This window comes from Streptomyces caeni, assembly GCF_042678285.1.
Classification (GTDB): Bacteria; Actinomycetota; Actinomycetes; order Streptomycetales; family Streptomycetaceae; genus Streptomyces; species Streptomyces caeni.
Genome location: NZ_JBHUDX010000026.1, coordinates 41238 through 67841, shown reverse-complemented (window position 1 = coordinate 67841; position 26604 = coordinate 41238). Strand labels below are relative to the sequence as shown.

22 protein-coding genes are annotated in these 26604 nt (G+C 70.6%); 9 read left to right on the top strand and 13 right to left on the bottom strand.

Annotation, left to right across the window (positions count from 1 at the left end; translation table 11 throughout):
• Nucleotides 1-76 precede the first annotated feature (76 nt).
• A complete protein-coding gene (locus ACFSL4_RS10600) occupies nucleotides 77-2533 on the top strand; it encodes a DNA gyrase/topoisomerase IV subunit A (RefSeq protein ID WP_381080977.1) in 2457 nt (818 codons plus the stop codon).
• Between the two features lies 1 nt (nucleotide 2534).
• On the opposite strand, the gene ACFSL4_RS10595 is transcribed toward ACFSL4_RS10600, so the two are convergent.
• Entirely contained in the window at nucleotides 2535-3749 is a 1215-nt protein-coding gene (locus tag ACFSL4_RS10595) for a CobW family GTP-binding protein (protein ID WP_381080975.1), read from the bottom strand.
• 370 nt (nucleotides 3750-4119) lie between these two features.
• On the opposite strand from ACFSL4_RS10595, the gene ACFSL4_RS10590 reads away from it, so the two are divergent.
• Nucleotides 4120-4641 (top strand): DUF6082 family protein, encoded by a 522-nt coding sequence (locus ACFSL4_RS10590; protein WP_381080973.1) that lies wholly within the window; start codon nucleotides 4120-4122, stop codon nucleotides 4639-4641.
• 184 nt (nucleotides 4642-4825) lie between these two features.
• Nucleotides 4826-5062, top strand: a complete 237-nt coding sequence (locus ACFSL4_RS10585) for a hypothetical protein (RefSeq protein WP_381080971.1) — start codon at nucleotides 4826-4828, stop codon at nucleotides 5060-5062.
• Between the two features lie 275 nt (nucleotides 5063-5337).
• On the opposite strand, the gene ACFSL4_RS10580 is transcribed toward ACFSL4_RS10585, so the two are convergent.
• Nucleotides 5338-6504 carry a citrate synthase/methylcitrate synthase gene (locus ACFSL4_RS10580; protein ID WP_381080969.1) on the bottom strand — a complete coding sequence of 389 codons (1167 nt, stop codon included), beginning with the start codon at nucleotides 6502-6504 and terminating at the stop codon, nucleotides 5338-5340.
• Between the two features lie 96 nt (nucleotides 6505-6600).
• Here ACFSL4_RS10580 and ACFSL4_RS10575 point away from each other — a divergent pair, with 96 nt between their 5' ends.
• The 4 genes from ACFSL4_RS10575 (at nucleotide 6601) to ACFSL4_RS10560 (ending at nucleotide 11542) form a co-directional block, all read left to right on the top strand.
• The gene (locus tag ACFSL4_RS10575) at nucleotides 6601-7860 is read left to right on the top strand and encodes a citrate synthase (RefSeq protein ID WP_381080967.1); all 1260 of its coding nucleotides are present in this window, start codon (nucleotides 6601-6603) and stop codon (nucleotides 7858-7860) included.
• 134 nt (nucleotides 7861-7994) lie between these two features.
• A complete protein-coding gene (locus ACFSL4_RS10570) occupies nucleotides 7995-8945 on the top strand; it encodes a sucrase ferredoxin (RefSeq protein WP_381080965.1) in 951 nt (316 codons plus the stop codon).
• A 171-nt stretch (nucleotides 8946-9116) separates the two neighbouring features.
• Nucleotides 9117-10856 carry a sensor histidine kinase gene (locus ACFSL4_RS10565; protein ID WP_381080963.1) on the top strand — a complete coding sequence of 580 codons (1740 nt, stop codon included), beginning with the start codon at nucleotides 9117-9119 and terminating at the stop codon, nucleotides 10854-10856.
• Nucleotides 10853-11542 carry a response regulator gene (locus ACFSL4_RS10560; RefSeq protein ID WP_381080961.1) on the top strand — a complete coding sequence of 230 codons (690 nt, stop codon included), beginning with the start codon at nucleotides 10853-10855 and terminating at the stop codon, nucleotides 11540-11542. The genes ACFSL4_RS10565 and ACFSL4_RS10560 overlap by 4 nt, the downstream gene beginning before the upstream one ends.
• A gap of 18 nt (nucleotides 11543-11560) precedes the next feature.
• Here ACFSL4_RS10560 and ACFSL4_RS10555 read toward each other — a convergent pair whose 3' ends face one another.
• The 3 genes from ACFSL4_RS10555 to ACFSL4_RS10545 all read right to left on the bottom strand — a co-directional run bounded on the left by ACFSL4_RS10555 (nucleotide 11561) and on the right by ACFSL4_RS10545 (nucleotide 14410).
• Nucleotides 11561-12622 carry an ABC transporter substrate-binding protein gene (locus ACFSL4_RS10555; protein ID WP_381080959.1) on the bottom strand — a complete coding sequence of 354 codons (1062 nt, stop codon included), beginning with the start codon at nucleotides 12620-12622 and terminating at the stop codon, nucleotides 11561-11563.
• 119 nt (nucleotides 12623-12741) lie between these two features.
• Nucleotides 12742-13605: an ABC transporter permease gene (locus ACFSL4_RS10550; RefSeq protein ID WP_381080957.1), complete on the bottom strand. Its 864-nt coding sequence runs from the start codon at nucleotides 13603-13605 to the stop codon at nucleotides 12742-12744.
• On the bottom strand, nucleotides 13595-14410 hold the full coding sequence (locus tag ACFSL4_RS10545) for an ABC transporter ATP-binding protein (protein WP_381080955.1): 816 nt from the start codon (nucleotides 14408-14410) through the stop codon (nucleotides 13595-13597). The genes ACFSL4_RS10550 and ACFSL4_RS10545 overlap by 11 nt, the downstream gene beginning before the upstream one ends.
• Nucleotides 14411-14570: 160 nt before the next feature.
• On the opposite strand from ACFSL4_RS10545, the gene ACFSL4_RS10540 reads away from it, so the two are divergent.
• Nucleotides 14571-15263: a response regulator gene (locus ACFSL4_RS10540; RefSeq protein WP_381080953.1), complete on the top strand. Its 693-nt coding sequence runs from the start codon at nucleotides 14571-14573 to the stop codon at nucleotides 15261-15263.
• 41 nt (nucleotides 15264-15304) lie between these two features.
• On the opposite strand, the gene ACFSL4_RS10535 is transcribed toward ACFSL4_RS10540, so the two are convergent.
• The 6 genes from ACFSL4_RS10535 to ACFSL4_RS10510 form a co-directional block, all read right to left on the bottom strand.
• Nucleotides 15305-16897 carry a solute symporter family protein gene (locus ACFSL4_RS10535; protein ID WP_381080951.1) on the bottom strand — a complete coding sequence of 531 codons (1593 nt, stop codon included), beginning with the start codon at nucleotides 16895-16897 and terminating at the stop codon, nucleotides 15305-15307.
• A complete protein-coding gene (locus tag ACFSL4_RS10530) occupies nucleotides 16894-17457 on the bottom strand; it encodes a DUF485 domain-containing protein (RefSeq protein WP_381080949.1) in 564 nt (187 codons plus the stop codon). The genes ACFSL4_RS10535 and ACFSL4_RS10530 overlap by 4 nt, the downstream gene beginning before the upstream one ends.
• 68 nt (nucleotides 17458-17525) lie before the next feature.
• Entirely contained in the window at nucleotides 17526-18203 is a 678-nt protein-coding gene (locus ACFSL4_RS10525; protein ID WP_381080947.1) for a response regulator, read from the bottom strand.
• Nucleotides 18200-19366, bottom strand: a complete 1167-nt coding sequence (locus ACFSL4_RS10520; protein WP_381080945.1) for a sensor histidine kinase — start codon at nucleotides 19364-19366, stop codon at nucleotides 18200-18202. The genes ACFSL4_RS10525 and ACFSL4_RS10520 overlap by 4 nt, the downstream gene beginning before the upstream one ends.
• On the bottom strand, nucleotides 19363-19887 hold the full coding sequence (locus ACFSL4_RS10515; protein WP_381080943.1) for a DUF1453 domain-containing protein: 525 nt from the start codon (nucleotides 19885-19887) through the stop codon (nucleotides 19363-19365). The genes ACFSL4_RS10520 and ACFSL4_RS10515 overlap by 4 nt, the downstream gene beginning before the upstream one ends.
• 560 nt (nucleotides 19888-20447) lie before the next feature.
• Complete coding sequence (locus tag ACFSL4_RS10510; protein ID WP_381080941.1) at nucleotides 20448-22571, bottom strand: DNA gyrase/topoisomerase IV subunit B; 2124 nt, start codon at nucleotides 22569-22571, stop codon at nucleotides 20448-20450.
• 438 nt (nucleotides 22572-23009) lie between these two features.
• Between ACFSL4_RS10510 and ACFSL4_RS10505 the strand changes: the two genes are divergently transcribed.
• On the top strand, nucleotides 23010-23240 hold the full coding sequence (locus ACFSL4_RS10505; RefSeq protein WP_381080939.1) for a DUF7455 domain-containing protein: 231 nt from the start codon (nucleotides 23010-23012) through the stop codon (nucleotides 23238-23240).
• Nucleotides 23241-23457: 217 nt separating this feature from the next.
• Here the strand turns inward: ACFSL4_RS10505 and ACFSL4_RS10500 are convergent, their stop codons facing one another.
• Both ACFSL4_RS10500 and ACFSL4_RS10495 read right to left on the bottom strand, forming a co-directional pair.
• Complete coding sequence (locus tag ACFSL4_RS10500) at nucleotides 23458-24276, bottom strand: S1 family serine peptidase (RefSeq protein WP_381080937.1); 819 nt, start codon at nucleotides 24274-24276, stop codon at nucleotides 23458-23460.
• Between the two features lie 122 nt (nucleotides 24277-24398).
• The gene (locus ACFSL4_RS10495) at nucleotides 24399-25931 is read right to left on the bottom strand and encodes an RNA polymerase sigma factor (protein ID WP_381080935.1); all 1533 of its coding nucleotides are present in this window, start codon (nucleotides 25929-25931) and stop codon (nucleotides 24399-24401) included.
• Between the last annotated feature and the right edge of the window lie 673 nt (nucleotides 25932-26604).

Here is a 26604-nt window from a genome sequence, read left to right as displayed (position 1 = left end):
TCGGTGCGGCGGTCCACAATGGTCCGCGTCAGATTCCGTTCATGCCCAGCGCAGAACTGTGAAGGAGCCGGCAGCAATGGCCCGCCGCAGCACGAGGACCCCGCCGCCCGGCGACTCGTACGAGGAGAAGATCCTCGACATCGACGTCGTCGACGAGATGAAGGGCTCCTACCTCGAGTACGCGTACTCGGTCATCTACTCCAGGGCCCTGCCGGACGCCCGCGACGGCCTCAAGCCGGTGCACCGGCGGATCGTGTACCAGATGAACGAGATGGGTCTGCGCCCCGACCGCGGCTATGTGAAGTGCGCCCGTGTCGTCGGCGAGGTCATGGGCAAACTGCACCCGCACGGCGACGCGTCCATCTACGACGCCCTGGTGCGCATGGCACAGCCCTTCTCCATGCGCGTCCCGCTGGTCGACGGCCACGGCAACTTCGGCTCGCTGGGCAACGATGACCCGCCGGCCGCCATGCGGTACACCGAGTGCCGTATGGCCGAGGCCACAAGCCTGATGACCGAGTCGATCGACGAGGACACCGTCGACTTCTCACCCAACTACGACGGTCAGGAGCAGGAGCCCGAGGCCCTCCCGGCCGCCTTCCCGAACCTCCTGGTGAACGGCGCGTCGGGCATCGCGGTCGGCATGGCCACGAACATGCCGCCGCACAACCTGCGCGAGGTGATCGCGGCCGCCCGCCACCTGATCAGGCATCCGAACGCGGACCTGGACGCCCTGATGAAGCACGTCCCGGGACCCGACCTGCCCACGGGCGGCCGCATCGTCGGCCTGTCCGGCATCCGCGACGCGTACGGGACGGGCCGCGGCACCTTCCGGATCCGCGCCACCGTCGCCGTGGAGGACGTGACGGCGCGCCGCAAGGGCCTGGTCGTCACGGAGCTGCCCTTCACGGTCGGCCCGGAGAAGGTGATCTCCAAGATCAAGGACCTGGTCGGGTCGAAGAAGCTGCAGGGCATCGCCGACGTCAAGGACCTCACCGACCGTGAGCACGGCCTGCGCCTGGTCATCGAGATCAAGAACGGCTTCGTGCCCGAGGCGGTCCTGGAGCAGCTCTACAAGCTGACGCCGATGGAGGAGTCCTTCGGCATCAACAACGTGGCGCTCGTCGACGGCCAGCCGCTCACCCTGGGTCTGAAGGAGCTGCTGGAGGTCTACCTCGACCACCGCTTCAATGTCGTGCGGCGCCGCTCGGAATTCCGCCGCGGCAAGAGGCGCGACCGCCTCCACCTCGTCGAGGGCCTGCTGACGGCGCTGGTGGACATCGACGAGGTCATCCGCCTGATCCGCTCCAGCGAGAACTCGGCGCAGGCCAAGGAGCGCCTGATGCGGCGCTTCTCGCTGAGCGAGATCCAGACGCAGTACATCCTCGACACGCCGCTGCGCCGCCTCACCAAGTACGACCGCATCGAGCTGGAGGCGGAGAAGGACCGGCTCAACGCCGAGATCGAGGAGCTGACCCGGATCCTGGAGTCGGACACGGAACTGCGCAAGCTGGTCTCCGGCGAACTGGCCGCGGTGGCGAAGAAGTTCGGCACGGACCGGCGCACGGTGCTGCTGGAGTCCTCCGGCGCCCCGGCCCAGGCGGTCCCGCTCCAGGTCGAGGACGCCCCGTGCCGGGTGCTGATGTCGTCGACCGGGCTGCTGGCGCGCACGACGAACGGCGACCCGTTCGCGGAGGACACCGACGGCAGGCGCACCAAGCACGACCTGATCGTCTCCGCCGTCCCCGCCACCGCACGCGGCGAGCTCGGCGTGGTGACGTCCGCCGGACGGCTGCTGCGCCTGAACGTGATCGACCTTCCGCAGCTGCCGGACACGGCCGCGCGGCCCAGCCTCTCGGGGGGCGCGCCGGTCTCGGAGTTCGTCTCCCTGGAGGCGGGCGAGACGGTGGTCTGCCTGACCACCCTGGACGAGTCCTCCCCGGGCCTCGCGCTCGGCACGGAGCAGGGCATCGTCAAGCGTGTGGTCCCGGACTACCCGGCCAACAAAGAGGAGTTGGAGGTCATCACCCTCAAGGAGGGCGACCGGATCGTCGGCGCGGTCGAGCTGCGCACGGGTGAGGAGGACCTGGTCTTCATCACGGACGACGCCCAGCTGCTGCGCTATCCCGCCTCCCAGGTGCGCCCGCAGGGCCGTCCCGCGGGCGGCATGGCGGGGATCAAGCTCTCGGAAGGTGCCAAGGTGATCTCGTTCACGGCGGTGGATCCGGCGGTCGACGCGGTGGTCTTCACGGTCGCCGGTTCGCGCGGCACGCTGGACGACTCGGTCCAGACGACGGCCAAGCTGACGCCGTTCGACCAGTTCCCGCGCAAGGGCCGCGCCACTGGCGGCGTGCGCTGCCAGCGGTTCCTGAAGGGCGAGGACTGCCTGTCGCTGGCGTGGGCGGGCGCGACGCCCGCGCGGGCCGCGCAGAAGAACGGCATGCCGGCCGAGCTGCCGGAGATCGATCCACGCCGCGACGGATCGGGCGTGTCGCTGCCGAAGACGGTGGCGGCGGTGGCGGGAGCGGTGTAGGTCAGTCCTGGAGGTCGCCGGAGCCTGCGGCGGCCTCGGCCTCCCTGTCCCGAACGTAGCGAAGGACGCCCCACATACCGTGCTCGTCGGCGTGCGGGGCGTCGTCCGCGCACGCCTCCAGTTCCTTGCGGAGAGTGTCGGCGTCGATGCCGGCCCCGATGAGGACGAGCTGGGTCAGCCGCTCGTCACCGGCTGTCCACGGCTCCGGCTGGAAACGCAGGAACCGTCCCACGGCGTGCACGGCGTAGCGGTTGCGCGGGTCGGCGGCGCCGAAGTCGACGTAGCCCTTGATCCGGTAGAGGCCCTGCGGCCTGCTGTCGAGAAAGCTCATCAGCCGCCGGGGGTTCATCGGCAGGGTGGAGCGGAAGGGGAGACTGTCATATCCGGCGTGCAGATGGATGCGAGGGGCGCTGTCGTGCCCGAGCGCGCAGGACGTGTGGTCACACGACGCGTGGTCGCACGACGCGTGGTCGCACAATGTGTGCTCGCCGGACGTGTGATCGCACGACGTGTGGTCACCGGACGTATGGCCATGAGGCCCGGGTTCGCCGAAGTCGGGCTCCTCGTACCGCAGATCGTCGAAGGACAGCTGCCCGATCCGTTCCGCGGCCGGTCTGCGGTCGAAGAGGAACCCGGGGTCGATCCGCCCGTAGGCGGCCGGGACGACGGCGGCGCCGTCGGCGAGCGACCGGACGAGCCGCACGATCCGCTCGCCGTCGCCTGCCCGGTCGGTCTTGTTGACGACGACGAGGTCGGCGAGGGCGAGATGCCGGTCGAGTTCGGGATGCCTCGCCCGGGTCGCGTCGAACTCGACGGCGTCGACGACCTCCACGAGCCCGCCGTAGTGCACACGCGGCTGCTCGCTGGCGAGCACCATGCGGACGATTTCCTGCGGTTCGGCGAGCCCGCTGGCCTCGATGACGATGACGTCGATGCCGGCTGCGGGGTCGGCGAGGCGGTCGAGGTAGCGGTCGAGTTCACCGGCGTCCACGGCGCAGCACAGACATCCGTTGCCGAGCGAGACGGTGGAGTCCCCGAGTGCCCCGGCGACGGCCATCGCGTCGATCTCGATGGCCCCGAAGTCGTTGACGATGGCGCCGACGCGGCTGCCTCCGCTGTGGTGAAGGATGTGGTTGAGCAGGGTGGTCTTGCCCGAGCCCAGGAATCCCGCGAGTACGACGACCGGGATCTGCTGCGAATCCGACGACTGGCTCAACGTGCGCCCCTTCTCACACCGATGCGTGCGCCGGATCGCATACCGACGGCCGTACGAGAACGGCGCACGGACCGGATCCAGCCGGAACGGGGCGGCTCTCGTTTGAGGATTGAATGCCGACCCAGGATACGAGCGGGTGGAAACCCCGTGAAGTGAACGATTGTTAGCGGCGCTCGCGGGGCACACGTTTGGCATGGCGCCGGGGAACGCGACCCGCACTTCCCTCTGTGCGCCTCCTCTCCGCCTCCCCGCCGATCAGAGCCGCTCGGCACCCTGGGAGACGGCAAGCGCGCCGCCCATCGCTCGCCGGTCCCCTCCAGCCGACCCGCGCCCGGCGACCGGCGGACGGTCGCCTGATTCGGGGGTTGACATGGTCACACGGAAATTGGGGCTGCGGGGGCCGGGCTCCGCCGCGACGGGACTCGTGCTCGCGGCGGGGGCTCTGGCGGTCCTCACCCGGCAGCAGCGCAGGTGCATCGAACTGCGACTGCAGATCGAGCAGCAGCGGATGCACTTCCATCTGCTGAGCAAGGCCATCGATGACCCCGAACTGGCGGCCGTGATGAGCACCGTCGACCTCAGCAGCCGGCCCGAGCCGGAGCGGCCCCGGCTGCGGCGGCAGTACCTCTTCGCCAACGCGCTGTACACCCACGCCCTGCAGAGTTACCTCGCGGGATACATCAACTGGCAGGAACTGCACGGGCATCTTCGCGTACTCTGCCAAAGCCACGCCGTCCGCGAGTACTGGGAGGCCACGCGCCACCACCGCGACAGCCTCGCGCGGGCTTCCACGGAGGCACACGTGGGCCGAATGATGGACCGCATCGTGCGCGATCTGGACGACGCCGACACAGACGAGTGGTGGGTGGTCGGCCAGCCGCTGGAAGAATAGCCCGGGAGGAGCAGCCCGGGGGGAGCAGCCCAGGAGCCGCAGCCCGGGAGGAGCAGCTCGTCCGGGAGTCGGCCACGGGCCGAATGAGTCACTTGGGCTAGCGGGGTCTGATCACACCACCGGCATCGAAAGACTAACCTGACCCCGCAATCACCACCCACTGCTCTGAGGACCGGGATCACCTTTGAAGATTGTGCGCCGGATCGGTGCATCTCCCCGTGAACGCGGCAGCGTGACAGGCGAGACCTGCCCCGACATCTTCGAACTCAGCGACGGCAACTTCGCCGTCATCGGGACCGAAGCCACCGCGACGCTCGACAGCGAACTGCCCGCCGACGCCGCACGGGCCGACCACGAACGCATTGTGATCATCAGCCGGGAGACCTTGGTCCGCGCCAAGGTCGAGATCCCGGACGCCTGAGCCTCCACCCCGTCCGCTCCACGCGTCACCCCGCCCCGTTGCACGCCATCTGCGCGCCCAGGGGCCCTACCCGACCGAGCAGTACAACACCCGGTCCCTGCTCGGCGGCACACGTCGTCGGACCCGGTGCCAGATCGGCTCCGGGTCCTGCGCACGACACCGGACCGTGGCCTCCACCGAGTCCGGTGAAGGCCGCGGCAGACACTCCTCGCCGACCCGGCCCTCCCCGAGGCCGGGCCGTGGGCGTGCACCGCCCTCGTGGTGCGCGCGCTCCTTCAGGCGACCGCCGGTACCGCCACCGGTGGAACCGGCCCCACATACCGCGCCACCGGTCGGATGATCTTCGGGTCCTCCGCCTGTTCCAGGATGTTGGCGCTCCAGCCGACCACCCGGGCCGTCGCAAAGGTCGGGGTGAACATCTCGCGGGGCAGACCGCAGAGCTCCATGACCACGCCCGCGTAGAACTCCACGTTCGTGTGGAGTTCGCGGCCGGGCTTCAGCTCCGCCAGGATGACCTCCACGCGGTGCTCGACCTCGACCGCGAAGTCCACCAGTGGGCCGCCGAATTGCTTCGCGATGTCACACAGCATGCGCGAGCGCGGGTCCCGCGTGCGGTAGACGGGGTGGCCGAAACCCATGATGCGGTCACCCGCGAGGACCCGTTCACGGATCCAGGAGTCGATGCGGTCGGGGGTGCCGATCGCGTCGAGGGTGTCCAGGGCGCGGCTCGGCGCTCCGCCGTGGAGCGGCCCGGAGAGGGCGCCGACGGCGCCCACGAGGGCCGCCGCGACGTCCGCCCCGGTCGATGCGATCACCCGGGCCGTGAAGGTTGATGCATTGAATCCATGATCAATGGTTGAGATCAAGTACTGTTCGATCGCCCGGGCACGCGCGGTGTCCGGCTCCGAGCCTGTGAGCATGTACAGATAGTTCGCGGCGTGCGGCAGATCCTCCCGGGGCTCGACCGGTTCAAGGCCCCGGCCCAGGCGGTACAGGGCCGTCAGCAGGGTCGGGACGGCCGCGGTCGCCGCGATCGTGTCCTCGCGGCGCCGGTCCGCGTCGACGTCGTACACCGGCTGGAATCCCAGGGAGGCGCCGAGCAGGGAGAGCGCCGTGCGCAGTCCCGACAGCGGGCCGGAGCGGCCGCTCGCCGCCGCCACGGCGGGAAGCGCGGCCCGTACGGCGTCGGGCAGGCGGCGCAGTTCCGCGGTCCGCGCGGCGAAGGCGGACCGCTGCGCGGCGTCCGGCAGCGCGCCGTGGACCATCAGGTGCCAGACGTCCTCGAAGCCACGGGTCCGGGCGAGTTCGACGGCCGAGTACTGGCGGTAGTGATAGAAGCCCTCCTGCCCCCTGACGTCACCCAGTGCGGTGTCGGTGACGACGACACCCGCGAGCCCTCGCGGGACGTCGACGGAGGTCGACGCGGCCCTGCTGTTCGGCATGATTCCTCCCTTGAATTGATTTGACTGTCCATGCTTGACTCAAGTCATGTCAATATTGATTGATTCAATGCAGTGTCCATGGATACGGTGACCGACATGAGGGATCAAGAAGCGGCTCGCACCCGTCACGGCGAGGCCCGGCTCACCACGAGGGAGGCGGCCGAACTGCTCGGCGTCAAGCCGGAGACGGTCTACGCATACGTGAGCCGCGGCCAGCTCGGCAGCCGTCGTGAGCCGGGCGGGCGCGGCAGCACGTTCGACGCCGACGAGGTGGCCGCGCTCGCCCGGCGCAACAGGCGCGGGCCGAGCGGCACTTCATCCACCGGCGGCGAGCTCTCGGTCCGTACGGGCATCACCCTGATCGAGAAGGACCGGTACTACTTCCGCGGCGTCGACGCGACGAAACTGGCGGCGCGCCACTCCTACGAGGAGATCGCAGAGTGGCTGTGGACCGGGCACCTGCGGCCCGGGGTCACCTTCACCGCCCCGGACGCGTCCGTCGCCGTCGCCCGGCGCGCGGTGGACGCACTGCCCGAGCACAGCAGCCCCACCGACCGGCTGCGCGTGGCGGCCATCGCGGCGGCCACCGCGGACCCGCTCCGCTTCGACCTGTCGCCGGACGCGGTCCTCGGCACCGCCCGCACTCTCATCCCCACCCTCGTCGCCGCCCTCCCGCCGCTGCGGCACGACCACCGCGACACGGGCCCGCTGGCCCGGCGCCTGTGGGGCCGGCTCACCGGCCGGATCCCGGACGAGGCGTCACTTCGCGTCCTGGACGCGGCGCTCGGACTGCTGGTCGACCACGACCTGGCAGCCTCGACCCTCGCGGTCCGCGTCGCCGCCTCCGCCCGCGCGCACGCGTACGCCGCCGTCTCGGCGGGACTCGGCGTCCTGGAGGGCCCCCTGCACGGCGCGGCCAGCGGCCTCGCGCACCGGATGCTCCTCGACGTCCTGGACCGGGGCACCGCCGCGCCCGTGGTCGCCGACGAACTGCGCGCCGGCCGCCGCGTGCCCGGGCTCGGGCACCGGCTGTACCCCGGGGAAGACCCCCGCGCGCGTGCGCTCTTCGCACTCCTGGAGGACGTACCGGCCGCGGCACCGCCCCTGGCGGCGGCCCGGGACATCGTCGCCACGACGGCCCGCCACGCGCCCCTGCACGCCAACGTCGACCTCGCCCTCGCCGTTCTCACGGTCGCCTCCGGCATGGCCGCCACGGCGGGCGAGGCCGTCTTCGCCGTCGCGCGTACGGCGGGCTGGATCGCCCACTCCCTGGAGGAGTACGAGGAGCGCCCGCTGCGCATGCGCCCGAGCGGACACTACGTGGGCGCGCGTCCCCCACAGCCGCTCCCCGGATGAGCCGGGCGCGCCGCCCTTCACCGGCCTCCCTGTCGCACATCTCGGCGCCCCCACCGCACGCCGGACGCGCTCCGGACGCGCCCCTCCATACGGACGGAAGTCGACGTCGACGGAGTCAGGTTAGGCTCACCTCTGTGAGTATCTGTACGACCGCGTCCCGGGACCTCGACGAGCCCCTCATCGGGACCGCGGCGACCGCGAGGACATGGCTGCTCCTGGAACAGCCCGGCCCTTGGGGTGCCAAGGCACTCACATCGAGCCACCTGGATCCGGAACTGGGCCGCGCCCTGGAAGCGGCCGCGCACGGCACGGGCGTCCGGATCGCGCTCATCCGCCGCCCCGGCCGGCACGCCGACTGCGGTGCACCCGCCGCGCGGCGGGTGTATGCGGCCCACACCGTTCCGGGCACCATATGGCTGCACTCCGCCACGACCGCCGAGCCGGAACGGTTGCTCGACCTGGACTTCCCGGCGCTCGGCATGGGTGACCCCCACACCTTCGACACCACGCTCCGGGGACAGCCCCACACAGGCGACCCGCTTGCTTTCGTCTGCACCAACGGCAAGCGAGACCGTTGCTGCGCTCTTCTGGGCCGTCCGCTCGCGGCCGAACTGTCCTCGTCCGGAGTGGACGGAGTGTGGGAGGTCACGCACCTGGGCGGCCACCGCTTCGCCCCCACCCTGCTCGTCCTGCCGTTCGGTTACGCATACGGGCGGGCCCAGGCCCCCCACGTCAAGGAAGTCCTCCAAGGTGTGCGCGAAGGCCGGGTCGTGACCGAGGGCTGCCGCGGCCGCTCCGCCTGGGAGCGGCCCGCACAGGCCGCGGAGCTCGCGGTGCGCGCATCGGCCCACGAGTACGCCGCGGACGCGCTGAACGTCGTCCGCACCCGGGGCGCGGCACCGCGGTGGGAGGTCACCGTCGCCCACGCCGACGGCCGGCTGTGGCGCGTCGTCGTGGCACAGGGCGCCTCTCTGCCACCGCGCCCGGAGAGCTGCGGCTCGGCAGTGGGCTCGCCGGCCCGGATGGATGTCGTATCGGTACGGGAGATGCCCGCGCCGGACGCCGCGGGTCCCGGGCCCCGCTGAGGCGCCGGGCCCGCGAGCCGGGGCACGGACGCGGTACCGGCCACCGTGCGGTCGCGCGGAGCTACGGGGCCGATGCCGTACGGCCGCACGGAGCTGCGGGACCGCCGCCGCACAGGAGATCCATGCCATACCCCCTGCGGCGCCGCGCCCCCGGCCCGTACCGTCATACGCATGAGCCCGTCACCCCCGGTACGACGCTTGCGCCTCGGTCTGCCGCGGCGGATGTTCTCGCAGGTCCTGCTGATGCAGGTGGCCATGGCCGCAGGCGTCGCCGTGCTCGCCACAGGGCTGTTCCTCGCCCCGCTCAGCCATCAGCTGGACGACCAGGCGATGCGCCGGGCTCTCGCGATCGCGCAGGCCACGGCGGCCCAGCCGCAGATCGCCAGGGACCTGCAGTCGACGCCGCCGTCGCCCGACGGGCCCGTGCAGCGGGAGGCGGAGCGTATCCGCAAGGCCAGCGGGGCCGAGTACGTCGTGGTGATGAACATGCACGGGGTGCGCTGGTCGCACCCGGACCCCGAACGGATCGGCAAGGTCGTCTCGACCGACCCCAGCCGGGCGCTGGCCGGCAAGGAAGTCATGCAGATCGACAGCGGCACCCTGGGCCGCTCGGCCCGTGGCAAGGTGCCGCTGCGGGACGCGCACAACAGGATCATCGGCGCGGTCTCCGTCGGCATCGAGTACGACAGCGTGCGGGCCCGTCTCTTCCACGCGATCCCGGGGCTGTTCGCGTACGCGGGCGCCGCCCTGGCCGTGGGCGCGCTGGCCGCCTACCTGATCTCGCGCCGACTGCAGCGCCAGACCCGCGACCTCGCCTTCTCCGATATCTCGGCACTGCTGGCCGAACGCGAGGCGATGCTCCACAGCATCAGGGAGGGCGTCGTCGCCCTGGACCGCGGCGGCCGGGTCCGCCTCCTCAACGACGAGGCCCGGCGTCTGCTGGGCCTCGGCGACGAGGCCGTCGGCCGGTCTCTCGACGAGGCGCTCGGCGAGGGGCGTACCACCGATGTGCTGGCCGGACGCGTCATCGGCACCGATCTGGTCACCGTGCGCGGGCATCGCGTCCTCGTCGCCAACCGCATGCCCACCGACGACGGCGGCGCCGTCGCCACCCTGCGCGACCGCACCGAACTGGAACGACTCGGCCGCGAACTCGACTCCACCCGCGGTCTGATCGACGCGCTGCGCGCACAGGACCACGAGCACGCCAACCGCATGCACACGCTTCTGGGCCTGCTGGAACTGGAGATGTTCGACGACGCGGTGGAGTTCGTCGGCGAGGTGGTCGGCGACCACCGGGCCACGTCGGAACAGGTCACCGAGAAGATCCACGACCCGTTGCTCGCGGCCCTCCTGGTGGGCAAGGCCACGGTGGCGGCCGAACGCGGCGTGGCCCTGTGGATCGCGGACCGGACGCTGCTTCCTGACCGCTTGATCGACCCGAGGGGCCTGGTCACCATCGTCGGCAACCTGGTCGACAACGCCCTCGACGCCGTCGCGGGCACGCCGCACGCGCGCGTGGAGGTCGAATTGCGCGCCGAGGGGCGTACCGCGGTCCTCAGGGTGCGTGACACCGGGCCGGGGATCCCGGCCGAGCGACGGGAACTGGTCTTCACCGAGGGATGGTCGACCAAGCAGCCGCCGGCTCACGGTCAGCGCGGGATCGGCCTGCCCCTGGTGCGCCGTCTCGCCGAACGCCAAGGGGGTAGCGCTCAGGTGACCGAAGCCCTCGGTGGGGGCGCGGAGTTCACCGTCGTCCTGCCGGAGGCGTTCGAGGAGCCCGCCCCGGCGCCGCAGCCGGCCACCGGGGCCGACCCGGAGGACGTCGCCGCCGGCCGCGAGGGGCCCGCGACGTCCCCGGTACGGGCCCATGACGCACCCGTGCCGGCCCCGGGGCAGGAGTCCCGGTGAACCGCCCGGTCGAGGTGCTGGTCGTGGACGACGACACCCGGGTCGCCCGGGTCAACGCCGCGTACGTCGAACGAGTCCCCGGCTTCCGGGTGATCGGGCAGGCGCACACCGCGGGGGACGCGCTGCACCGGATGGAGTCGCCGCCTCGTCCCGACCTCGTGTTGATGGACCACTACCTGCCCGACGGGACGGGACTCTCGGTCGTCCGGGAGATGCGGCAGCGCGGTCGTGAAACGGACGTGATCATGGTGACGGCGGCCCGCGATGTGCGGACCGTGCAGGCGGCGATGCGGCACGGCGCACTCCAGTACCTGGTCAAGCCGTTCGCCTTCGCGGGCCTGCGCGCCAAGCTGGAGGCGTACGCCGAGCTGCGCCGTGCCCTTGACGGCGGAGGCGAGGCCGAACAGGCCGATGTCGACCGGATGTTCGGCGCCCTGTCGGCGAGTGCGGCACCGGGGCTGCCCAAGGGCCACTCCCCCGCCACCGCGGATCTGGTGCGCCGTGCCCTGATGACCGCCGAGGGGCCGCTGTCCGCCCAGGAGATGGCCGAGCGGACCGGGCTGAGCCGCCAGACCTCCCAGCGTTATCTGAAGCTCCTGGAGCGCACGGGGCGGGCCACGCTGACCCTCAGGTACGGCGAAACGGGCCGCCCGGAGCATCGCTACGTCCGGGCGACCCGCCTCTGAGGGCGCGGCCGGCGGGCCTCAGCCGGCGGCCTTCTCCACGAACTCCGTGGTGAAGGTCTTGCTGAGGTCGATCGTGGCGTTCTTGATGTTGGGGTTGAACGCCTTGAGGACCTTCTCGACCGTCTCGGGACCGCCCTCGGGCATCACGCCGTTCTTGGTGAACATCGGCAGCGTGCTCCCGACGGCGCTCGCGTAGAGGGTCTTGTCGCCCTGGGAGTAGTCGGCCGGCATCTTGGCGGCGATCTCGTTCGCGGAGTGCGTCGACATCCACTGCAGGGTCTTCACGAAGGCGTTGGCCAGCTTCTGCACCGTGTCCTTGTGGCTGTTGACCCAGTCGGTCTGCATATAGAGGCTCGACGACGGGTAGGGGCCGCCGAGCGCGTCCTGCGAACCTTGAGGCGTCCTCATGTCGACGAGCACCCGGCCCAGGTTCTTCTGCATGACCGTGGCGACGGTCGGGTCCGTGGTCATGCCGGCGTCGATGGAGCCCTTCTGGAGGGCGGAGATGAACGTCGGGCCGGCACCGACCGCCACCGGGCTGAACTCGCTGATCTTCACGCCGTTCTTGACCGCGAGGTACTTGGTGAGGAAGTCGGTCGAGGAGCCCAGGCCGGTGATGCCGAGGTTCTTGCCCTTGAAGTCCTTGGGCGAGGTGATGTCCTTCGCACGCTTGCCGGACACGATCTCGACCTCGCCGGGCGCCTGGGAGAATTGCACCACCGACTCGACGTGCTTGCCCTTGGTCTGGAGGTCGAGGGTGTGGTCGTAGAAGCCCACGGCTCCCTGGACCTGGCCCGAGACGAGCGCGGTCTCGGCCTGCACGCCGGCCGGCTCGCTCAGCAGTTCCACGTCGAGGCCCTCGGCGTCGAAGTAGCCGAGCCGCTGGGTGAGCATGGCCGGCAGGTAGATGACCTTGTCCAGGCCACCGACCATGATCTTGACCTTCACACCCTTGCCGTCACCCTTGCTGCCGGAACCCGACGAGGCGGTACCGGCGGCGTCGTTGGCGCAGGCGGTGAGGGAGGTGGCGGCGAGGAGACCGGCCGCGGCGAGGGCGGCGATTCTGGCGGACTTGCGCATGAGGGTTCACGTCCTTGGGAGAGGCGGTGCGGGGCGGTGCGAGCGGGAGAAGGGGTGCCCTGGGGGCAGAGGGGAGCGGGGCCGTCCGTGCGGGGCCTCCGGCGTCCCCAAAAGGCCGGTCAGTGCCCGGAGTCCGACGGCTTCCAGCGGAAGATGCGGCGCTCGGCGAAGGTCAGGAGCCCCTCGGCCACCAGCGCGACGACCGCGAGGATGACCATCGCGGCGTACACACCGGCCGCGTTGAACGTGCCCTGGGACTGTGCGACGAGCAGACCGATGCCCTTGGTGGCACCGATGTACTCGCCGACGATCGCGCCGATGAGGGCGAAGCCGAAGCTGACATGGAGGCTGGTGAAGATCCACGAGGTGGCCGACGGGATGACGACCTGAAGCGTCACACGGCGGTCGCTCGCCCCCAGGATGCGTGCGTTGGCGACCAGGTTGCGGTCGACCTCACGGGCGCCCTGGAAGGCGTTGAAGAAGACCGGGAAGAAGACCAGGACGACGGCCGACGCGACCTTGGAGGAGGGCCCCAGCCCGAACCAGATCACGAAGATCGGGGCGAGGACGATCCTGGGTATGGAGTTGAGCACCTTGATGTAGGGGCCAAGGATGTCGGCGAGGAAGGCGATCCGCCCCAGCGCGATACCGAAGACCACACCGGCCACCACACCGATGACCCAGCCGAGCAGCGCCTCCTGCAGCGTGACCCAGATCTGCTCGCCGAGGGAGCCGAGCGCCGTGCCGTGCGTGACCCAGGTGGAGATCTGGTCCCAGATCTTCGACGGCATCGAGAAGTTGAACGGATCGATGACGCCGGTCCGCGACAGCGCCTCCCAGAGCCCGAGCACGGCGACCAGCAGCAGCACGCGGGCCAGCAGGACGACAGCCCTGCGCCGGCGCACCGCACGCGCGCGTGAGTGCGAACGGCCGGCCTTGGAGGTGTCGACGCGGGAAGGCGCGGAGATGACCTCAGGCGACACGGGCGGTACCCCTCTCGCGCGTGATGCGGACCTCTTCGCCCAGCGACTCCCAGATCTCCCGGTAGATCTCGATGAACCGCGGCTCCAGGCGCACCGACTCGACCTTGCGCGGCCGCGGCAGGTCGATGTCGAAGATCTGCTTCACCGTGGCCGGCCCGGCAGTCATCACGACGACCTTGTCGGCGAGCGCGATGGACTCCTCGAGGTCGTGCGTGACGAAGACGACCGAGGCCCGCGTGCCCTCCCACAGCTCGAGCAGTTCGTCCGACATCAGGGCCCTGGTCTGCACGTCGAGCGCCGAGAAGGGCTCGTCCATGAGCAGGATCTCCGGGTCGTTGACGAAGGTGGCGGCGAGGGCGACGCGCTTGCGCTGCCCACCGGAGAGCTGGTGGGGGTAACGGTCCTCGAACGCCGCGAGGCCGACCCGGGCCAGCCACTCGCGCGCCTTCCGCTTGGCCTCCGCCTTCGGCACACCGCGGAAGCGCGGGCCCGCCATGACGTTGGACAGGACCGTGCGCCAAGGGAACGTGGCGTCCTGCTGGAAGACGAAACCGACCTTGTCGCCCACTCCGGCGACCGGTTCGCCCGCCACCAGGACCTCGCCCTCGGTGGGCTCCTCCAGACCGCTGACCAGGGTCAGGGTCGTCGACTTGCCGCACCCGGTGGGTCCGACGACGGCGACGAACTCGCCACGCCCGATCCTCAGGTCCAGGTCCCTGACGGCCGTGTGCAGGGCCCCTGAGGGGGTCCGGAAGGTCTTGCCGGCGCCCCGCAGCTCGATGGCGGGGCTGGTGTCTGTGCTCATGGCCCCGGACCGTAGATGCGGTGCTGGCCCTGGCAGCAGTCTTCTGGGCGCAACCCCTACTTCTGCTTACAGGGGGCTGTTGTGCTCGTTTTGCTCGCGCTACAACAACGGAGCCGAAACACGGGCTTCACGCTCGCCTGGCCTTGAGGAGAGAGGCCCGATGATTGACGTCCTGGTCGTGGACGACGACTTCCGCGTCGCGGAGATCAACGCCAAGTACGTGGGAAAGGTTCCCGGGTTCAGGGTCGCCGACCGCGCGCACAGCGTCGCTCAGGCGCTTGCCAGGGTGGACCGCGCCCCGATCGACCTGGTGCTGCTCGACCACTACCTGCCCGACCAGACGGGCCTCGAACTGGTCCACAGGATGCGCGAACGCGGCCACGGCACCGATGTCATCATGATCACGGCGGCGGGTGATGTGGCGACCCTGCAGACCGCGATGCGCCTGGGCGCCCTGCACTATCTGGTCAAACCGTTCACCTTCGCGGCCCTGCGCACACGCCTGGAGTCGTATGCCGCCCTACGACGCACCGTCGACCGCGTCGGTGGTCGCGGCGTCGCAGGACAGGAGCAGGTCGACCGCATCTTCGGCGCCCTGCGCACCGCGCCCGCGGCCTCGTCGCCCGGGCTGCCCAGCGGTCACTCGGAGCCGACGACAGACCTCATCTGCGATGTGCTGCACCGGGCGGGCCGACCGCTCTCGGCCCACGATGTGGCCGCCAGAACAGGTCTCAGCCGCTCCACCGCCCAGCGCTATCTGCGCCACCTGGAACAGGCGGGCCGGCTGCGTCTGTCCTTGAAGTACGGCGACACGGGACGTCCCGAGCACCGGTATGCGTGGGTGGCTCCGTAGAACTCCGCACACGCGATGCGGACAGGCCCCCGTGGTCCCGCTCACGCCGCCCCCGCTCCCGTCAGTGAGCGCACCTCGGTCTCCGCGTGCCGGGCCTCGTCCGCCGGTTCCGCCGAGGTGACCGTGCCGAGCCAGCCCGCAAGGAAGCCGAGCGGGATGGAGACGATGCCCGGGTTCTGCAGCGGGAAGTACTGGAAGTCGATGGCCGGGAACAGCGATTCGGGGCTCCCCGAGACGACCGAGGACAGCAGTACGAGTCCCAGCGCGGGCACGAGACCGCCGTAGACCGCCCAGACGGCGCCCCGTGTCGTGAAGCCGCGCCAGAAGAGCGAGTACATCAGCACCGGCAGGTTCGCCGACGCGGAGACGGCGAAGGCAAGCCCCACCAGAAAGGCCACGTTCAGGTCGCGGGCGAGCAGCCCGAGCGCGATGGCGACCACGCCGATGCCGACGGCGGCGGCCCTGGCCACGGCCACCTCGCTCCGCGGGCCGGCACGTCGGCGCCGCAGTGACGCGTACAGGTCGTGGGCGACAGCGGCCGACGAGGCGAGGGTCAGGCCGACGACGACCACCAGGATCGTGGCGAACGCGACGGCGCCCACCACGGCGAACAGAACCGTTCCTCCGGTGGATTCCGCCCCTCCGCCCAGCCTCAGCGCCAGCAGCGGCACCGCCGTGTTCCCGGCCGCGTTCGACCCCCGGACGGCCTCGGGGCCGACGAGGGCGGCCGCGCCGAGGCCCAGCACGACGGTCATCAGGTAGAAGCCGCCGATGAGCCCGACCGACCAGACGACCGAGCGACGGGCGGCCCGCGCGGTCGGCACGGTGTAGAAACGGGACAGGATGTGCGGCAGCCCGGCCGTGCCCAGCACGAGTGCCAGGCCCAGGCTGATGAAGTCGATCCGCGCGGACCAGCTCCCGCCGTACTTCAGGCCGGGCGCGAGGAACGCCGCACCGTGCCCGCTGCGCTCCGCGGCCGTGCGCAGCAGCGCGTCGAGGTCCCCATGGAAACGCACCAGGACGAGCGTGGTCAGTACCATCGTGCAGCCGAGCAGCAGGACCGCCTTGACGATCTGGATCCAGGTGGTGGCGCGCATCCCGCCGAACGCCACGTAGACCACCATGAGCGTGCCCACCGCGATCACCGCCCAGGCACGCGCCGCCGTGCCGGTGTCCCCGAGCAGCAGCGCGACCAGGCTCCCGGCTCCCACCATCTGCGCCACCAGGTACAGCACCGACACGGTCACCGAGGACGTTCCCGCCGCGATCCGCACCGGCCGCTGCCCCATGCGCGCGGCGACGACGTCGGCGAGCGTGAACCGGCCGCAGTTGCGCACCGGCTCGGCGACGAAGAACAGCACCACGAGCCAGGCCACGAGGAAGCCCACCGCATACAGCAGCCCGTCGTATCCGCACAGCGCGACAAGCCCGGTGACGCCCAGGAAGGATGCCGCCGACAGGTAGTCGCCCGCGATGGCAAAACCATTCTCCATCGGAGAGAACAGCCGCCTTCCCGCATAGAACTCCTCCGCCGACCCATGCCGGTTGCGGCTGACCCACGCCGTGATCGCCAGCGTGATCGCGACGAACACGCCGAACAGCAGCAGCCCCAGTGGCCGTTGCTCTCCGGTCACCGCTCGCCACCCCCGTGTCCCCGCGTCGACTCCTCGGTGTTCCAGCGCAGATCGAGCGCCGCCCGGTCCCTGCGCAACCGGGCGTGCCGGGCGTACGCCCAGGTGAACAGGAACGTGGTCAGGAACTGCCCGAGCCCCGCCAGCATCGCCACGTTCACGGCCCCCGCCACCGGGCGTGCCATCAGCCCGTGCGCCGTCTGGGCGGTCACCAGATAAGCCACGTACCAGGTGAGGAAGGCCGCAAGCCCCGGGATCACGAACCTGCGGTACCGGCTGCGCACCTCCTGGAACGCCGCACTGCGCTGCACCTCCAGGTAGACCTCGGCCGCACGGGCCGTCCCTTCCTGTTCCCGGCGCGCGGGCGGCACGACGGGAGCGAGCGCGCCCGTTCCGTCCACCTCGCCCCAGCCGGAGGCGAGGGCGTCGTACCAGGGGTCGCTGCACCCCGCGTGCCCGGTCGCTCCCGGGGCCGCGGAATCCGGTTCACGGCCTTCGTAGGTCTCGTCCGAACCCTCGGAACCACCCCCGCGCCCGCGGGGATGACCATCACTTGACTGCATGCCCAAGGATGGACAGAACGGAAAGTTCTCCGGCTCTTCTTCTCTGTGCTCTCACCCCATCAGGTGACTCACAGCGAGGGAGGCGTCACCAGCCCTCTGGCGTATGCGTAACGAACCGCCTGGGCACGGTCCTTGAGCCCCGTCTTGGCGAAGAGGTTGTTGATGTGGGTCTTCACGGTGGCCGTGGACACGTGCAGCCTGCGGGCGATCTCCTGGTTGGTCAGCCCTTCGGCGATCAGCGCGAGTACCTCCGTCTCCCGCGCGGTGAGTCCGTCCGCCACCTCCGGGACCGTCATCGGCGCCGGCTCCGACAGCCGCTCCAGCAGCCGCCGCTGGATGCTCGGCGAGAGCCCGGCGGCCCCGGACAGCACGTCGTGCACCGCCCGCACGATCTCCTCACCGCCCGCGTCCTTGGTGAGGTAGCCCCGCGCCCCGGCTCTCAGCGCCGGGAACAGCGAATCGTCGTCCGCGTACGTCGTGAGCACGACGACCTGGGTGCCGGGATGCCCGGTGCGAATGCGCCGGGTCGCCTCGACACCGTCGCACCGCGGCATGCGCAGGTCCATCAGCACCACGTCCGGGGCAAGTTCGGCAACCAGCTTCACGGCCTCCTCCCCGTCCCCGGCGGCCCCGATGACCTCGATCCCCGGAAGGAGCCCGAGCAGCATCACGATGCCCTCACGCACCACCGTCTGGTCGTCGGCCACCACGACCCGGGCGGGTTTCCTCTTCCTCTCCTCCGTCACAGGGGTACCTTCAGCGTCACCACGAATCCCTCCTCGCCCGGCCCCGCCTCCAGCGAGCCGCCCAGCAACTCGGCACGCTCGCGCATGCCCAGCAGACCGTATCCGGTGCCCGCCCCGGTCAGGTCGCCCGGCGAACCGCCGGAGTCCCGTACGTCCAGCGTCACTTCGCGCTCCGCGTACTCCAGCCGTATGTGCACCTTGGCGCCGGGCGCGTGCTTGCGGACGTTCGTCAGGGCCTCCTGCGCGACCCTGCGGACCGCCTGCGATGCCTCGGCGGGCAGCGGCCTGCGCTCACCCGAGACGGTGACATCCGCGCCGGCCTCCGAGGTGACGAGCTCACTCAGGAAGTCCTCGACCGGGGACATCTCGCCGCGCAGCGCGGACAGCGCCTGCCGGGTCTCGGCGAGTCCCTCCCGGGCCATTCCCCGGGCCGCCACGACCCGTTCGAGGATCCTGTCCCGGTCAGCTCCTCCCTCGATCAGCAGCCGGGCCGCCTCCAGGTGCACGAGCTGGGCCGAGAGGCTGTGGGCAAGCACGTCGTGGATCTCCCGCGCGATCCGGGCCCGCTCCGCGAGGGCCGCGGAGGTCGCCTCGGCCGCCCGTGCGGCCCGCTCCTGGGTCAGCAACCGCAGGGCGCTGCCGCGTGCCTCGGCGTCGAGGCGCAGCACATATCCGGCGAGGGCGATCCCAACGGCGGTGATCGCCGTCGTCGTCCAGGCGTCGCCGTTGACCGCCGCGTACGCCCCCAGACCCGCCGCGACGGCGGGCACCGCGGCGGCGGGCACCGCGGCGGCGAGGGGCAGCCGCTCCATGGCGGTGATGGCGCACCCGCACCACAGCACGACCGCCGGGATGCGCAGATCCGTGACATAGGCGGCCAGCGCCAGCCCCATCAGGGCCACGAGCAGGATGACCGAGGGCAGCAGCCGGTGATGCAGCGTGGTCCGGAAGAAGGCCCACACCGCCCCCGCGCACACCAGGAGCCCGAAGGCCGCCAGGACGATGCCCCACGCCGGCAGGCCGCCACCCGCGAAGGTCGTCCACAGGAGCATGGCGAGGGCGGCGAGCCGACCGGACCAGGCGAGCGCGCGCCGGGCGCCGGAGACTCCCGCGCGGGAGAGTGCCTCTCGGGAGGGCCAGCACGTCCACACGTTGTCCGTCACACTGGCTCCTTCCACGAGGGCTGGGGCACGCGGTCACCGTACGCCGCGCTCCGCACGCCCGCAGGGACCACGGACCGGCACCGCCGGACCAGGATCCCTCCGCGCACCAGCAGGGTGGCGGCCAGGGCGAGGACCAGGGCGGAACCGTCCTGATGCACGCCGAGTGCCGCGCCGACGCCGAAGAGACCGACGCGCAGGGCCACCCCGCCGAGCCACACCGCGACGCTGGCCTTGGTGCTCCGGCTCCAGACCGTGCCGTCCGGCTCCGTCCATATCCGCGTGGTCCAGGCCCAGCCCGCTCCGGTGGCCAGTCCTGTCAGCAGCTCGGCCCCGAGCAGGAGGGCGGACTCGGCGGGGTGGTGGTGGTCGAGGACGCCTGGCTTGCGCATGGCGAGGAGGCCCAGGACGAGGGGGATGCTCCACCAACGCCGGTCGGCGGTGATGCGGCGCGCACGGAACTGGCGCACGACGATCAGGACGACCGCCGCGGTGAGCAGCAGGGCATCGGCGAGCCCGGACATCTGGGACCTCCGTCGGCGGGGAAGAGCGGATGCCGGCGGTGGGTGCCGTCGGCGCCTTCGACGCTACGGACATCGGTGATCCGGGAGATCGGAGCCTGGGTGGATCCCGGGTGGATCCGTGACGGGCCCGCACGTCCACCCGCGGGTGGAGAGAGCACCGGCGTGGCCGTACGTGTACAGGCCGCGCGGATGTACCCGCCGTCGGGCGCACCGGCCGTACCGGCCGTACCGGCGCACCAGCCGCACGGTACTGACCTCGGCCGCCGTCGGGGGCGCATGCCCTGCGCTGTCGCCGACGTGCGGGGTCCTCGCCAGCCGGCACCCTCGGTGTCACCGCCCGTCCCCGGGCTCCGCACCGAGACTCTGCCACACGACACCGGTCACAGGTAACCGCGCGCTCGCAACCGCGCGCACAATCGGCCACGTGGTCCGCGCCGCAGCGATCCCCGGCCATCCGGGCGGCAGGAGGGCGACGCGCCGCAGCCGGCCGCGCAACACGCAGAACGGGCCACCCCACCAGCGGCGGCCCGCCCCTTCCCGTGGACCCCGCGGGGCGCGGTCTACGCGTCGATGCGCGACCGGTCCAGCGTCGCCGCCGAGCCGGAGATGAACTCCTTGCGCGGCGCCACTTCGTTGCCCATCAGCAGGTCGAAGACCTGTTCGGCGGCCTCCAGGTCGGAGAGGTTGATCCGGCGCAGGGTGCGGTGGCGCGGGTCCATCGTGGTCTCGGCCAGCTGGTCGGCGTCCATCTCACCGAGACCCTTGTAGCGCTGGAGGGAGTCCTTGTACCGGACGCCCTTGCTCTGGAACTCCAGCAGCTTGTCGCGCAGCTCGCGGTCCGAATAGGTATAGACGTACTTGTCCTGGCCCTTCTTCGGCTGGACGAGTTCGATGCGGTGCAGCGGCGGCACGGCGGCGAACACCCGGCCGGCCTCGACCATGGGCCGCATGTAGCGCTGGAACAGCGTCAGCAGCAGACAGCGGATGTGCGAGCCGTCCACATCGGCGTCGGTCATCATGATGATCTTGCCGTAGCGGGCCGTGTCGATGTCGAAGGTCCGGCCCGAACCGGCCCCTATGACCTGGATGATCGCCCCGCACTCGGCGTTCTTGAGCATGTCCGTGACGGACGACTTCTGGACGTTCAGGATCTTGCCGCGGATCGGCAGCAGCGCCTGGAACTCGGAATTGCGGGCGAGCTTCGCCGTACCGAGCGCGGAGTCCCCCTCGACGATGAACAGCTCGCTGCGCTCCACGTCGTCGCTGCGGCAGTCGGCGAGCTTGGCGGGCAGCGACGAGGACTCGAGGGCCGTCTTGCGGCGCTGCGCGTCCTTGTGCTGGCGGGCGGCGATGCGCGTACGGGCGGCGGCGACGGCCTTCTCCAGGACGACACGGGCCTGCTGGACCGCGTCCCGCTTGCTGGAGGTCAGGAACGCCTTGAGCTCCTTGGAGACCACGTTCGTGACGATGCGGCGGGCCGCGGAGGTGCCGAGGACCTCCTTGGTCTGGCCCTCGAACTGCGGTTCGGCCAGGCGCACGGTGACGACCGCGGTGAGGCCCTCGAGCGCGTCGTCCTTGACGATGTCGTCCTCGGCGACCCGCAGCATCTTCTTGGCGCGCAGCACCTCGTTCATCGTGCGGGTGACGGCCTGCTCGAAGCCGGCGACGTGGGTGCCGCCCTTGGGCGTGGCGATGATGTTGACGAACGACCTGACGGTGGTGTCGTAGCCGGTTCCCCAACGCAGCGCGACATCGACGCCCAGCTCACGGGTGACCTCGGTGGGCGTCATCTGGCCGTGCTCGTCCAGAACGGGGACCGTCTCCTTGAAGGTGCCCTGTCCGGAGAAACGGAGGACGTCGCACACCGGCTTGTCACTCGCCAGGAACTCGCAGAACTCGCTGATACCGCCGTCGAAGCGGAAGGATTCCTCGCCCTTGCTGCCGCCCTCGCCGAGCCCGCACTCGTCGCGGACGACGATGGTCAGGCCGGGGACCAGGAACGCGGTCTGGCGGGCACGCTGGTGGAGCGTCTCCAGGGAGAGCTTGGCGTCCTTCAGGAAGATCTGGCGGTCGGCCCAGTAGCGCACGCGCGTTCCGGTGCGGGTCTTGGGGATCTTCTTGGCCTTCCGCAGACCGCTCGCCGCCTCGAACTTCGCGTCCGGACCGTCGGCCGCGAAGACGCCCGGCATGCCGCGCCGGAAGCTGATGGCGTGCGTGTGGCCGCTGCGGTCCACCTCGACGTCCAGGCGCGCGGAGAGCGCGTTCACCACGGACGCGCCCACACCGTGCAGGCCGCCGGACGCCGCGTACGAGCCGCCGCCGAACTTGCCGCCCGCGTGCAGCTTGGTCATCACGACCTCGACGCCGGAAAGGCGGGTCTTGGGCTCGACGTCGACCGGGATGCCGCGCCCGTTGTCCCGCACCTCCACCGAGCCGTCGTCGTGCAGGATCACCTCGATGTGGTCGCAGTAGCCGCCCAGGGCCTCGTCGACGGAGTTGTCGATGATCTCCCACAGGCAGTGCATCAGGCCGCGACTGTCGGTCGAGCCGATGTACATACCGGGGCGCTTGCGCACGGCCTCGAGGCCCTCGAGGACGAGCAGGTGCCGCGCGGTGTAGTTGGAACCGTCCCGGTCTGCTCCGGTCAGCAACGCGGTGGACGGCACGGACGTGTCGGCGGTCACGCGGTTCGCTCCTCGCTGAATTTCAGATGGGGCCCTCTGGGGTAAGGGGCCGGCTTCAGTTGCGGTCCGAGGGTACCGAGGCCAGGTAGAGCCGTTGTAACGCCACCCTCGTCCACACTCAGACTAGTCCAGACTCGCACGGACGTTCGATCCCTCGACAGGGTGAAGTACATATCACGTTCCCTTCGAGGCATGAACCATTTAGCCTCGGGGCACGTCCTCATCCACAACCGGCAACCCGCCGGGAGGACGGACAACCGACAGACAGCGCGAACCCGTACGACACACACCACGTAATACGGCACATTCGCCGCCAACCGGCAGCAGACAGCCGGCCCGGAAAGAATTTTTCGAGGAAGAGCCGCGAGCGGGAACGTTTTCGGCCTGGTTGGATGTTGACCCTGGTACGACAGCTCGTCGAGCTAGAGAAGAGGCGACGTGACTACTGTTCTGACCCCCGCGAGCCCGCTGACGGCCGCTGACCGCTGCGACCGCTGCGGCGCCCAGGCGTACGTGCGCGTCGTCCTCCTGAGCGGTGGAGAACTGCTCTTCTGCGCCCATCACGGCCGCAAGTTCGAGCCAGAACTCAAGAAGATCGCCGCTGAGATACAGGACGAAACGGAGCGACTCACCTCCGTTCCGGCAAGCGCTTCCAACGAGGAGCGCTGACACTTCACGTCGACGACGAGCCTGCACCGGCACCGAGGCCGGGGAACGGGCGGTCGCCCCGATCACACGGGGTGACCGCCCGCACTTCTGGGTCTCGGCCGGTCGGTATCCTCATGACGCGTGCACGGCCCACATGCGCGGTGCCGCTCTTCGCGGCCCCGCCGCAGGGCCCCCTTCGGCACCCGTACGGCGCTTGCGGTACGCGGAAGGCCGCATCTCAGCGGCCATCGCTCAGCGCGCCGACGGCAGCCGACACCCTCGTATAGACCCCGGGCCTGCCGGGCTGTCCGCAGCCGTCGCCCCATGACACCAGGCCGATCAGGCGCCCCCCGGCGATCAGCGGGCCGCCACTGTCACCCTGACAGGCGTCGCGGCCCCCCTCCGGCTCCCCGGCGCACAGCATGGAAGCGGCCACGTACCGTCCGTCCGCTCCGCCGGGATACGCCTGTTCACAGGTCGTGTCCGGCAGAACCTTGACGTTCGTACCCCACAGACTGTGGGCGTATTCTCCGCCCCCCGTGGTGTCACCCCAGCCGTACACCGTCGCGGCCGTGCCCGACGCGTAGCCACCGTCGCCGGCCGCCGCCATGGGGATGACCGAGCTGGCGGGCAGCGGCGACGCGAGGGTCAGCACGGCGAAGTCCCCAGCGTTCGTATAGCTGTTGTACTGGGGATTGACCCATGTGGCCGTCACCGGGATCTCCTGACCCTGACTTGACGTCAGGTCGGTCCGCCCCGCTATGACCTTGAGGTCCCGCACCTGGCCGGGCGGCAGCCCCAGAACGGCCATGCTCAGACAGTGTGCCGCAGTCAGGATCTTGGACTGGCCGACCACCACTCCCCCGCAGAACTGCCCCGCCCGCGTACCCCCGAACCGGTCACGGCTGGAGAGGGCGACCGTCCACGGGCTCTGCGAGATGTCGACCGGAAAGCCTCCGATGACGACGCTGTCCGCCGTCGCGGGCGCGGGGGATGTCAGCATTATCAGGGCGGCCGCGGCTCCGAGGGCCAGGGCTCGGGTGAAGGGACGACGCATGGGCGCTCCTCACTGTGAGGTGTTCGTAGAACACCTACAGTGATCCAGCTCGCCCCATCGCGCACACGCAGAAGGCCCGACTCCGCTCAGGAGCCGGGCCCTTCGGCGACGCGGACCGGGACTTAGTCGAGGTAGTCGCGCAGCACCTGGGAGCGCGACGGGTGACGCAGTTTCGACATCGTCTTGGACTCGATCTGACGGATGCGCTCGCGGGTGACCCCGTACACCTTGCCGATCTCGTCGAGGGTCTTCGGCTGACCGTCGGTGAGACCGAAGCGCATGGAGACGACGCCCGCCTCACGTTCGGACAGGGTGTCGAGGACGGAGTGCAGCTGCTCCTGGAGGAGCGTGAAGCTGACCGCGTCGGCCGGGACCACGGCCTCGGAGTCCTCGATGAGGTCACCGAACTCGCTGTCGCCGTCCTCGCCCAGCGGAGTGTGCAGCGAGATGGGCTCGCGGCCGTACTTCTGGACCTCGATGACCTTCTCCGGGGTCATGTCGAGCTCCTTGGCCAGCTCCTCCGGGGTGGGCTCGCGGCCCAGGTCCTGGAGCATCTGGCGCTGCACGCGAGCGAGCTTGTTGATGACCTCGACCATGTGCACCGGGATGCGGATGGTGCGGGCCTGGTCGGCCATGGCGCGGGTGATCGCCTGACGGATCCACCAGGTGGCGTACGTGGAGAACTTGTAGCCCTTGGTGTAGTCGAACTTCTCGACCGCACGGATCAGACCGAGGTTGCCCTCCTGGATGAGGTCCAGGAAGAGCATCCCGCGACCGGTGTAGCGCTTGGCGAGGGAGACCACGAGACGGAGGTTGGCCTCCAGGAGGTGGTTCTTGGCGCGGCGGCCGTCCTCGGCGATGATCTCCAGCTCACGCTTGAGCTTGGGGGCGAGCTTGTCGGCGTTGGCCAGCTTGTCCTCCGCGAAGAGGCCGGCCTCGATGCGCTTGGCGAGCTCGACCTCCTGCTCGGCGTTGAGGAGGGGGACCTTGCCGATCTGCTTGAGGTAGTCCTTGACCGGGTCGGCGGTTGCGCCGGCGGCGGCCACCTGCTGTGCGGGCGCGTCGTCCTCGTCCTCGTCGGAGAGCACGAAGCCGGCGCTCTCTGCGCCCTCGGGCTCCTCGCCGGCCTTGCCGGGGGTCTCCTCGAGCACGCCTTCCTCGAGCAGCTCGGCGTCGTCCTTCTTGGCGGCCGTCTTCTTCGCCGCCGTCTTCTTGGCGACGGCCTTCTTCGCGACCGTCTTCTTGGCGGTCGTCTTCTTGGCAGCGGCCTTCTTGACGGGCGCCTCCTCAGCCGGGTCGTCGGCGACCGGTGCGACCGGAGCGGCGGGGGCTGCGGCCTTCTTGGCCGTCACCGTCTTCGCCGCGACGGTCTTGGTGGCGGTGCGCTTGGCCGGACTCTTCGCCGCGACGCTCTTTCGGGTGCGCTTCGGTTCTGCGGCACTGACCATCAGCGTCACACCCTCTTCCTCGAGGATCTGGTTGAGGCTGCGCAGTACGTTCTTCCACTGAGTGGCCGGAATCTGGTCAGCTTCGAAGGCCCGACGCACATCGTCGCCGGCGATCTGCCCCTCAGCCTTTCCCCGCTCAATGAGAGCCATGACAGAGACGGACTCGGCGATCTCCGGCGGGAGCGTACGGGATGTGCTGGCCGACACGAACAACCTCTCGGAACGTTGGAAAACGGCTTCCGGCCCCGTCCACAGCGGACAGGGGCCGACCGCCGGCTTGGGGATGGGCCGACGGCGCGGGCGGGGCCTGGAGGATGCACAGCGCCGTGAACGGCGTCCGTATTCCCTCCTCGGCTGTCACCTCTTAGGTCATCGCGCAGTCCCGTAGAGCGTTACGCCCAATCCGCGTGGCCCGAGTCACACCCCGCAACCACCCAAAGGCGTTCAGATGCGGGCAGAAGCGTTCAACCGGTGCCATGGTCAGGCCAGACGTGGACGTGCGGCGCTTCACGACCCGCCATGCCGTGGAACCGACGCCGTGGAGCCGGCCCCGGGCGCAGGGATTCTCCGGGCTGCACCGCCGTACCCACGGCCGGCACCGGCCATGGCGACGACGTCCGTCCGTGACCGCGTCGGCCGCACGTGCCGGACGACGCCAGGGGTCTCCGCCGGGCTCCGCCGGGCTCCGCCGGGTCCCGGGAGGATCCGACGGAGTCCGGCGGCGGGCGAGGGCCCCCGGTGGCGGCCGTCGACCGCACGGACCGGGCGTCGGCCGAAGGGGCTGCCCACTGCCGGTCGCACCGCTCGCGCCGTGCGGTCAGTGCTCGCGCGGCGCGGGCACCACGCGCTCCACCTCGGGGTGGACGGTGAGCAGTTGGCG